At 61.9% G+C, this 9,395-nt stretch carries 9 protein-coding genes; all 9 read right to left on the bottom strand.

All coding sequences use genetic code 11. From position 1 onward, the window contains the following. Nucleotides 1-160: 160 nt before the first annotated feature. Nucleotides 161-925 carry an SDR family oxidoreductase gene (locus NUV89_RS24550; RefSeq protein WP_257783355.1) on the bottom strand — a complete coding sequence of 255 codons (765 nt, stop codon included), beginning with the start codon at nt 923-925 and terminating at the stop codon, nt 161-163. An 11-nt stretch (nt 926-936) separates the two neighbouring features. Then, nucleotides 937-2,148 carry an O-succinylhomoserine sulfhydrylase gene (locus NUV89_RS24545; RefSeq protein ID WP_017737849.1) on the bottom strand — a complete coding sequence of 404 codons (1,212 nt, stop codon included), beginning with the start codon at nt 2,146-2,148 and terminating at the stop codon, nt 937-939. A 65-nt stretch (nt 2,149-2,213) separates the two neighbouring features. Beyond that, on the bottom strand, nt 2,214-3,719 hold the full coding sequence (purF, locus tag NUV89_RS24540) for an amidophosphoribosyltransferase (protein ID WP_017737850.1): 1,506 nt from the start codon (nt 3,717-3,719) through the stop codon (nt 2,214-2,216). A gap of 41 nt (nt 3,720-3,760) precedes the next feature. Next, complete coding sequence (locus NUV89_RS24535) at nt 3,761-4,318, bottom strand: CvpA family protein (protein WP_003192538.1); 558 nt, start codon at nt 4,316-4,318, stop codon at nt 3,761-3,763. Nucleotides 4,319-4,576: 258 nt separating this feature from the next. Then, nucleotides 4,577-5,236, bottom strand: coding sequence for an SPOR domain-containing protein (locus NUV89_RS24530; protein ID WP_257783354.1), 660 nt, complete (start codon nt 5,234-5,236; stop codon nt 4,577-4,579). After that, complete coding sequence (gene folC / locus NUV89_RS24525) at nt 5,220-6,527, bottom strand: bifunctional tetrahydrofolate synthase/dihydrofolate synthase (RefSeq protein WP_257783353.1); 1,308 nt, start codon at nt 6,525-6,527, stop codon at nt 5,220-5,222. Before folC ends, NUV89_RS24530 begins: the two co-directional genes overlap by 17 nt. After that, complete coding sequence (gene accD / locus NUV89_RS24520; protein ID WP_017737853.1) at nt 6,524-7,444, bottom strand: acetyl-CoA carboxylase, carboxyltransferase subunit beta; 921 nt, start codon at nt 7,442-7,444, stop codon at nt 6,524-6,526. The genes folC and accD overlap by 4 nt, the downstream gene beginning before the upstream one ends. A gap of 244 nt (nt 7,445-7,688) precedes the next feature. Then, entirely contained in the window at nt 7,689-8,309 is a 621-nt protein-coding gene (locus NUV89_RS24515; protein ID WP_257783352.1) for a phosphoribosylanthranilate isomerase, read from the bottom strand. A 63-nt stretch (nt 8,310-8,372) separates the two neighbouring features. After that, nucleotides 8,373-9,197, bottom strand: a complete 825-nt coding sequence (truA, locus tag NUV89_RS24510; protein ID WP_101272132.1) for a tRNA pseudouridine(38-40) synthase TruA — start codon at nt 9,195-9,197, stop codon at nt 8,373-8,375. Nucleotides 9,198-9,395: the final 198 nt, after the last annotated feature.

The following is a 9,395-nucleotide window of genomic DNA, read 5'->3' as shown; positions in this document are numbered from 1 at the left end:
CCGCCGACCCTCTGCTTGTAAGGCAGATGCTCTCCCAGCTGAGCTAATCACCCTTTGCTTCGTTGAGGCCGCGAAATTTACGCAGGTAACGGACCTAAGTCAATAGCCCGCTTGAAGTTTTTCTGAAAAAGACAAAATTACTTCAAGACGGCTACCCGCCCTACTCGCTGTAAATCATCTTCTTGCTCATGCCACCGTCCACGACAAACTCTTGCCCGGTGACAAACCCGGCCTGGCGCGACAGCAACCACGCCACCATTGCCGCCACATCCTCCACCGTACCGACCCTGCCCGCAGGATGCTGGGCGTGATCGACGTCGGTCAAAGGCTCGGCACGCCGCGCAGCCGGATCACGCGCATCGATCCAGCCAGGGCTTACAGCATTGACCCGCACTTCCGGGCCAAGGCTCATGGCCAGCGCGTGAGTGAGCGCCAACAGGCCGCCCTTGCTCGCCGCATAGGCCTCGGTGTCCGGCTCAGACTGACGAGCGCGGGTCGATGCCAGGTTGACGATGGCACCCCCATGGGCACGCAGGTACGGCGCACAATGCTTGGCCAACAACATCGGCCCACTGAGATTCACCGCGAGCACGCGGTTCCAATAGGCCAGGTCGAGGCTTTCCAGGGTGATATTGCGCGGGTCTGCCACCGCCGCGTTGCACACCAAGGCATCCAGGCGACCAAATTGCCCAAGCACCTCGGCAACGCCCTGGGCGACCTGCTTCTCATCGGCCACATCCATGGTGATAAACCAGGCGTTTTCCCCCAGCACCTTGGACACCTTGGAACCACGCTCACGGTCCAGGTCGGTCAACACCACCTGCCAGCCTTCGCTAATCAGCCAGGCAGCAATGCCCAGACCGATACCCCGGGCAGCGCCCGTCACCAACGCGACGCGCCCGTTAGTCGCCACCGCGGCCTCCAGGGACCACTCGATCACAAGGCCGCCAGCCCGCGAGCCAGGTCAGCCTGCAAGTCAGCCACATCTTCCAGGCCCACCGCGATGCGGATCAGGCTGTCACGGATACCTGCCGCCTCACGCTCTTGCGGCGCCAAGCGCCCGTGAGACGTGGTGCTCGGGTGGGTGATGGTGGTCTTGCTGTCGCCCAGGTTGGCGGTAATGGAGATCAGGCGCGTGGCATCGATAAAACGCCAGGCGCCGTCTTTGCCGCCCTTCACTTCAAAGCTCACCACTGCACCGAAGCCACGCTGCTGGCGCTGGGCCAACTCGTGTTGCGGATGGCTCTTGAGGCCGGCGTAGTGCACCTTTTCGATACCGTCCTGCTGCTCCAGCCACTCGGCCAATGCTTGCGCGTTGGCGCAATGGGCTTTCATGCGCAGGCTAAGGGTTTCCAGGCCTTTGAGGAAGATCCAGGCGTTGAACGGGCTCAAGGTCGGGCCAGCGGTGCGTAGGAAGCCGACGATTTCCTTCATCTGCTCGCCGCGACCGGCCACCACGCCACCCATGCAACGACCCTGGCCGTCGATGAACTTGGTGGCCGAGTGCACGACAATGTCCGCCCCCAGCTTCAGCGGCTGCTGCAATGCCGGGGTGCAGAAGCAGTTATCCACCACCAGCATCGCGCCCTTGGCATGAGCCACTTCGGACAAGGCGGCGATATCCACCAACTCGGCCAGCGGGTTGGACGGCGACTCGACGAACAACAGCTTGGTATTGGCCTTGATCGCTGCGTCCCAGCCGGAAAGATCCGCCAGCGGCACGTAGTCCACTTCGATACCGAAGCGCTTGAAATACTTCTCGAACAAGCTGATGGTCGAGCCGAACACACTGCGCGACACCAACACATGGTCGCCAGCGCTGCACAGGCTCATCACCACCGCCAGGATCGCCGCCATGCCGGTCGCGGTGGCCACCGCTTGCTCAGCGCCTTCCAGGGCCGCGATGCGCTCTTCGAACGCACGCACGGTCGGGTTGGTGTAGCGCGAATACACGTTGCCGGGCACTTCGCCCGCAAAGCGCGCAGCCGCATCACCGGCAGTACGGAATACATAGCTGGACGTGAAGAACATCGGATCACCGTGCTCACCTTCCGGCGTGCGGTGCTGACCGGCGCGCACAGCCAGGGTATCGAAAGCTACGCCATCGAGGTCGCTGTCCAACCGACCGGCATCCCATTCCTGACTCATGCTGCCACTCCTTACTCAATTCTTTATTTAAGATACAAAACCGGCCCCTCAGGGCCGGTGTCTACTCAGTTGTTGTACAGATCGATGATCGCGCTGACCGCCTGGGTCTTGATCTTCGACGAGTCGTTACGCGCCTGCTCGATCTTGTTCAGGTAGGCCTCGTCGACGTCGCCGGTCACGTACTTGCCGTCGAACACGGCGCAGTCGAACTGCTCGATCTTGATCTTGCCACCACCCACCGCTTCGATCAGGTCCGGCAGATCCTGGTAGATCAGCCAATCGGCGCCGATCAGGTCGGCAACGTCCTGGGTCGTGCGGTTGTGAGCGATCAACTCGTGGGCGCTCGGCATGTCGATACCGTACACGTTCGGGTAACGCACGGCTGGGGCTGCGGAGCAGAAGTACACGTTCTTCGCACCGGCTTCGCGGGCCATCTGGATGATCTGCTTGCAGGTGGTGCCGCGCACGATGGAGTCATCCACCAGCATCACGTTCTTGCCACGGAACTCCAGCTCGATGGCGTTGAGCTTCTGGCGCACCGACTTCTTGCGTGCTGCCTGGCCCGGCATGATGAAGGTACGGCCGATGTAGCGGTTCTTCACGAAGCCTTCGCGGAACTTCACGCCCAGGTGGTTGGCCAGCTCCAGCGCAGCGGTGCGGCTGGTGTCGGGGATCGGGATGACCACGTCGATATCGTGCTCAGGACGCTCGCGCAGGATCTTCTCGGCCAGCTTCTCGCCCATGCGCAGGCGCGCCTTGTACACCGAAACGCCGTCGATGATCGAATCCGGACGCGCCAGGTAGACGTGCTCGAAAATGCACGGAGTGAGTTTCGGCGCCACGGCGCACTGACGGGTGTGCAGCTTGCCGTCTTCGGTGATGTACACCGCTTCGCCCGGCGCGAGGTCGCGGATCAGGGTGAAGCCCAGCACGTCCAGGGACACGCTTTCGGAGGCGATCATGTACTCGACGCCTTCGTCGGTGTGACGCTGGCCGAACACGATCGGACGGATGCCGTGGGGGTCACGGAAGCCAACGATGCCGTAGCCGGTCACCATCGCTACGACGGCATAGCCACCGACGCAACGATTGTGCACGTCAGTGACGGCCGCGAACACGTCTTCTTCGGTCGGCTGCAGCTTGCCGCGCTGGGCCAGCTCGTGAGCAAACACGTTCAGCAGAACTTCCGAGTCGGAGCTGGTGTTGACGTGGCGCAGGTCAGATTCGTAAATCTCCTTGGCCAGCTGTTCAACGTTGGTCAGGTTACCGTTGTGCGCCAGGGTAATGCCGTAAGGCGAGTTGACGTAAAACGGTTGAGCTTCGGCCGAAGTCGAGCTGCCAGCGGTCGGGTAGCGCACATGGCCAATGCCCATGTGCCCGACGAGGCGCTGCATGTGACGCTGATGGAACACGTCACGCACCAGCCCATTGTCCTTGCGCAGGAATAACCGGCCGTCGTGGCTGGTCACAATACCGGCAGCGTCCTGGCCGCGGTGCTGGAGGACGGTTAGCGCGTCATACAGCGCCTGATTGACGTTCGACTTACCGACGATACCGACGATGCCACACATGCGACGCAACCCCTACTTAATGAATCTTGACTGAACACAGCTTACTGAGGCGTTTTGGCCGGTAAGAGGTGTTCCTTGAACGGAAGATCAGCGGGTACGCTGATTCCGCTGGCCAGCCACTGACTGCTCCACCCCAAAATGAGGTTCTTGGACCAATCCGCAACTAATAGAAATTTTGGCACGAGTACCGACTCCTGCCACCACGAATCCTGCTGTACTGGCCCCAGGCTCAACAGCCCGACCGCCACAACCACCAGCAACGCGCCACGCGCGGCGCCAAAGGCCATGCCGAGAAATCGATCGGTCCCGGAGAGGCCGGTGACACGTATCAACTCGCCAATAAGATAATTGACCATTGCCCCCACCAGCAGCGTGGCGATGAACATGATGGCGCAGCCCGCGATGACGCGGGCCGAAGGTGTCTCGATGTATCCGGCCAGGTAGACCGACAGTGAACCACCGAACATCCAGGCTACGACTCCTGCGATGATCCAGGTCAGCAACGACAGAGCTTCTTTTACGAAGCCGCGGCTTAGACTGATCAAAGCGGAGATGGCGACGATTGCAACGATCGCCCAATCAACCCAGGTAAATGGCACAGTGCAGCCTACAGACAGATAAGGCGGCGCATTTTAGCAGAGCGCCGGGCTATCGGTAAGCGGTGATTGTGCGTGCTTTGCAAATCAATAGTTTGTGATGGACCGATGCCATTTCAACCCCACCCAAAAAACAATGTGGGAGCTGGCTTGCCTGCGATGGGGCCAGCACATTCAACATCATCGTTGACTGCACCTCCATCATCGCAGGCAAGCCAGCTCCCACATTTGGCCTGCATTTCACTCAAAAACTCGCAGCAATCAGCCGCGCTCAGGCTGGAAACGCACCACAAAACCATTGAGGTTCTGCTGGCGCCCCAACAAATCGCGCAGGCGATCCGCCTCGGCACGCTCGATCAGCGGCCCGATAAACACCCGGTTCTTGCCATCAGCGCTGCGGATGTAGGCGTTGTAGCCCTGGGCACGCAGCTTTTTCTGCAAGGCGTCGGCGCTCTCGCGGTTGGCCAGGCTGGCCAGCTGGATCGACCAACTGATCGGCAGGCCATTCGGATCGATACGGCTCTGCCCCACCTCCGGCTTGCCCGGCGCGGCCGGTTGCGGTGCTACAGGCTTGGGCGCAGGTGCCGGAGCGGCAGGTTTGGCCGCCACAACGGGCGCCGGCGCTGGCTTGACCACCGGCACGCTTGGCTGCACGGGCATCGACGGTGCCGTTTGCGCGGCGATTTCAGCATCGCTCGGCACCGGCTCTTCCTCAGGCAAGGCCTGCGGTTCTGGCACCACCACCGGCTCTACCTGCACCTGAGGCACCACAGGCACCTGCGGCGCAGCGGGCGCTTCAACCACGACCTGGCGTTGCTCATCCTGGCGGGAAAACAGCATCGGCAGGAAAATCACCGCCAACGCCACCAGTACCAGGGCTCCAACCATTCGCTGCTTGTATGCGCTATCCAGTAATGCCATGTGCAGCTTCCTCCGTGGAGCGCCGGGCCAACCACTCAAGCGCCTCGGCAACACAATAAAATGATCCGAACAACAGAATTTCGTCGTCAGGCGTGGCAACCGCGCACTGCGCCTCGAGGGCTGCAGTGACGCTTGCATACGACGCCACGGACGCACCAAGGTTCTGCAAGGCAGCTTCCAACTCAACAGCCGGACGGCTACGCGGCGAATCCAGCGGCGCGACCGCCCACGCCTGGACATCATCCAGCAACGGCGCAACCACGCCCCCCAGATCCTTATCAGCCAACAAGCCGAATACCGCAAGGCGACGACCGACCGGCGGCGTACGCGACAGGCGCCGCGCCAGGTATTGCGCCGCATGCGGGTTATGCCCCACATCCAGCAGCAGGTTCAGGCGCTTGCCTTCCCACTCGAATGCACGCCGATCAAGACGCCCTACTACCCGAGTGGCCTGCAAGGTCGCCGCAATCTGCTCGGCATTCCACGGCAGATCCAGTAACAGGTAGGCCTGCAACGCCAGTGCGGCGTTTTCCATCGGCAGGTTCAGCAGCGGCAGGTCGCGCAACTCCACCACCTGGCCGCGCGCATCACGCCCGCGCCATTGCCAGTACTGCTCACCGACTTCAAGATTGAATTCGCGGCCACGCAGAAAGAACGGGCAGTCCAGCTCACGCACCTTGTCCAGCAAGGTATGCGGTGGATCGATATCACCACACAGTGCAGGCTTGCCCTGACGGAAGATCCCGGCCTTTTCATAGGCCACGGACTCACGGGTATCGCCCAGGTAATCAGCATGATCCACGCCAATGCTGGTCACCAGCGCCAGGTCGGCATCCACCACGTTGACCGTATCCAGGCGCCCGCCCAGGCCGACTTCCAGCACGACCACGTCCAGCTGCGCACGCTCGAACAGCCAGAACGCCGCCAGGGTGCCCATCTCGAAGTAAGTCAGGGAAATTTCGCCACGCCCGGCGTCGAGCGCGGCAAAGGCTTCGCAGAGTTGCTCGTCAGTGGCTTCGACGCCATTGAGCTGCACCCGCTCGTTGTAGCGCAGCAGGTGCGGAGAATTGTACACGCCGACTTTCAAGCCTTGAGCCTGCAGCAGCGCGGCGACAAAGGCGCAGGTAGAGCCTTTGCCGTTAGTGCCGGTCACCGTGATCACGCGCGGTGCCGGCCGGCCCAACCCGAGGCGGGCCGCTACCTGTTGCGAGCGCTCCAGGCCCATGTCGATGGCGGACGGATGCAACTGCTCAAGGTAGGCGAGCCATTCGCCCAGGGTACGTTGGGTCATAGGTTTGCTGGCACCGGCGGCACGACAATCGGTTCAACTTTAGGCGCGACGTACACAGGCGTCGGCAGGCCCATCATTTGTGCCAGCAAGTTGCCCAGGCGTGGACGCAGTTCACCGCGCGGGATGATCAGGTCGATTGCGCCGTGCTCCAGCAGGAACTCGCTGCGCTGGAAGCCTTCCGGCAGTTTTTCGCGCACGGTCTGCTCGATCACACGTGGGCCGGCAAAGCCGATAAGGGCCTTTGGCTCGCCGACGATCACGTCACCCAACATGGCCAGGCTGGCGGAAACACCGCCGTAGACCGGGTCGGTCAGTACGGAGATGAACGGGATGCCTTCTTCACGCAGACGCGCCAGCACCGCGGAGGTCTTGGCCATTTGCATCAGGGAGATCAGCGCTTCCTGCATGCGCGCGCCACCCGAGGCGGCGAAGCAGATCATCGGGCAACGGTTTTCCAGGGCGTAGTTGGCAGCGCGCACAAAACGCTCGCCAACGATGGCACCCATGGAACCGCCCATGAAGGAGAACTCGAACGCCGAGACCACCACGGGCATGCCCAGCAGCTTGCCGCTGACGGAGATCAGCGCGTCTTTCTCGCCGGTCTGCTTTTGCGCGCCGGTCAGGCGGTCCTTGTACTTCTTGCTGTCGCGGAACTTGAGACGGTCAACCGGCTCCAGGTCAGCACCCAGTTCGGCACGGCCGTCGGCATCCAGGAAGATGTCGATGCGCGCGCGCGCGCCGATTCGCATGTGGTGGTTGCACTTGGGGCAAACGTCCAGGGTCTTTTCCAGCTCCGGGCGGTACAGCACCGCGTCGCAGGACGGGCACTTGTGCCACAGACCTTCAGGAACCGAGCTTTTCTTCACCTCGGAACGCATGATCGAAGGGATCAGTTTGTCTACTAACCAGTTGCTCATGCTTTCTTTCTCCAGTACCGGTGGCTTGAACACAGCCCCGCGTATGCCCTTGAGCTAAATTCATATGTGGCGATGACACATGCTGGACGGGGTCAGGCGTTCGACCAGCCATTTCCCGCATGCATCCTCAGCCTTCCAGACAACCTGCCAGTGCAGGGTTGCCACTTCATTTCCGGGCCACCCACAGGCGGCACCGGGCTGTTTTACACAGTGGTAGTTATGGACGGCGGCAGACTGCCAGCCGTCACATCCCGCGCACAGCCTGCATGAATGCGCGAATCTTGCTGTGATCCTTGATGCCCTTGCCCTGCTCCACGCCACCACTGACGTCCACCGCATACGGGCGCACCTGCTTGATCGCTGCCGCGACATTCACGGGATTGAGCCCGCCCGCCAGGATGATCGGCTGGCTCAGCCCCTCGGGAATCAGCGACCAGTCAAACGCCTCACCCGTACCACCGGGTACGCCTTCGACATAGGTGTCCAGCAAGATCCCGCGCGCGCCCGCATAGGCAGCGCAGGCGGCGGCGATATCGTCCCCGGCCTTGACCCGCAACGCCTTGATATACGGGCGCTGATAGCTCTCGCATTCGTCAGGGCTTTCGTCACCGTGGAACTGCAGCATGTCCAGCGGTACGGCATCCAGGGTTTCGTTGAGTTCGCAGCGGCTGGCGTTGACGAACAAGCCCACGGTGGTGACGAACGGCGGCAGTGCGGCAATGATCGCCCGCGCCTGCAGCACATTCACCGCCCGCGGACTCTTGGCATAAAACACGAAACCGATGGCATCCGCCCCCGCCTCGACTGCCGCCAGCGCGTCTTCTATGCGGGTAATCCCGCAAATCTTGCTGCGAACGGCTGGCATGTCGTGGAAACCTCAGGGTTGGGCCGAGAAAGTCCCGGATGGTAACAAAAGCTTTTCCGGGCGTCAGCCGCCAAGTTCGCTGAAACCTGTGAGGAAGTGTGGCCCGATGAAACGTTCCGGCAGCTCGAACTCGTCGCGGTACTCCACATCCACCAAGTACAGGCCAAAGGGATGGGCTGTGACACCGCCCGTGCGGCGAATACGGCTTTCCAGCACTTCCTTGGCCCACTCCACCGGGCGCTCGCCGGTACCAATGGTCATCAGCACGCCCGCGATATTGCGCACCATATGGTGCAGGAATGCACCGGCACGGATATCCAGCACGATCATCTTGCCGTGGCGCGTCACCCGCAGATGGTGGACTTCCTTGATCGGCGACTTGGCCTGGCACTGGCCGGCGCGGAACGCGCTGAAGTCATGCACGCCGACCAGATGCTGCGCGGCCTCGGCCATGCGCTCGGCGTCCAGTGGGCGGTGGTTCCAGGTGATTTCTTCGTTGAGGTGCGCCGGACGGATCTGATCGTTGTAGATCACATAGCGATAACGCCGAGCGATGGCCTTGAAGCGTGCATGAAAGTGCGCCGGCATGACCTTGGCCCAACTGACACTGACGTCATGGGGCAGGTTGATGTTAGCGCCCATCACCCACGCCTTCATCGTGCGCTCGGCCTGGGTATCGAAGTGCACCACCTGGCCGCAAGCATGCACACCGGCGTCCGTACGCCCGGCGCACATCAGCGACACCGGTGAGTCAGCGACTTTCGACAGCGCCTTCTCCAGGGTTTCCTGCACCGTCAGCACACCCGACGCCTGACGCTGCCAGCCGCGATAGCGCGAACCTTTGTATTCCACGCCCAGGGCGATGCGGTAAAAGCCTGCGGCCGCCATTTCGGCGGCCGCGTTATCTATATTTGCCAAGAACTGAGAGCCTGATGGGTTGCGCAAAAGCGGCCATTATAAGGATGGCCGTCCAAATGTGGGAGCTGGCTTGCCTGCGATAGCGGTGAATCAGCTGCATCTGTGCCGGCTGACAGGCCGCCTTCGCGGGCAAGCCCGCTCCCACAGGGGATTGGGTTTGCAGGCCAG

The sequence above is a fragment of the Pseudomonas sp. 18.1.10 genome, from assembly GCF_024655625.1.
In the GTDB taxonomy this organism is placed as follows: domain Bacteria; phylum Pseudomonadota; class Gammaproteobacteria; order Pseudomonadales; family Pseudomonadaceae; genus Aquipseudomonas.
Note: the sequence above shows the minus strand (reverse complement) of the source record. Positions and strands in the feature narration are given on the sequence as shown.

What these genes read in the sequence shown, in the direction of transcription:
- NUV89_RS24545 (WP_017737849.1), bottom strand. Translation starts at nt 2,148, where the DNA reads ATGAGTCAGGAATGGGATGCCGGTCGGTTGGACAGCGACCTCGATGGC.
- purF (WP_017737850.1), bottom strand. Translation starts at nt 3,719, where the DNA reads ATGTGTGGCATCGTCGGTATCGTCGGTAAGTCGAACGTCAATCAGGCG.
- NUV89_RS24530 (WP_257783354.1), bottom strand. Translation starts at nt 5,236, where the DNA reads ATGGCATTACTGGATAGCGCATACAAGCAGCGAATGGTTGGAGCCCTG.
- folC (WP_257783353.1), bottom strand. Translation starts at nt 6,527, where the DNA reads ATGACCCAACGTACCCTGGGCGAATGGCTCGCCTACCTTGAGCAGTTG.
- accD (WP_017737853.1), bottom strand. Translation starts at nt 7,444, where the DNA reads ATGAGCAACTGGTTAGTAGACAAACTGATCCCTTCGATCATGCGTTCC.
- NUV89_RS24515 (WP_257783352.1), bottom strand. Translation starts at nt 8,309, where the DNA reads ATGCCAGCCGTTCGCAGCAAGATTTGCGGGATTACCCGCATAGAAGAC.
- truA (WP_101272132.1), bottom strand. Translation starts at nt 9,197, where the DNA reads ATGGCGGCCGCAGGCTTTTACCGCATCGCCCTGGGCGTGGAATACAAA.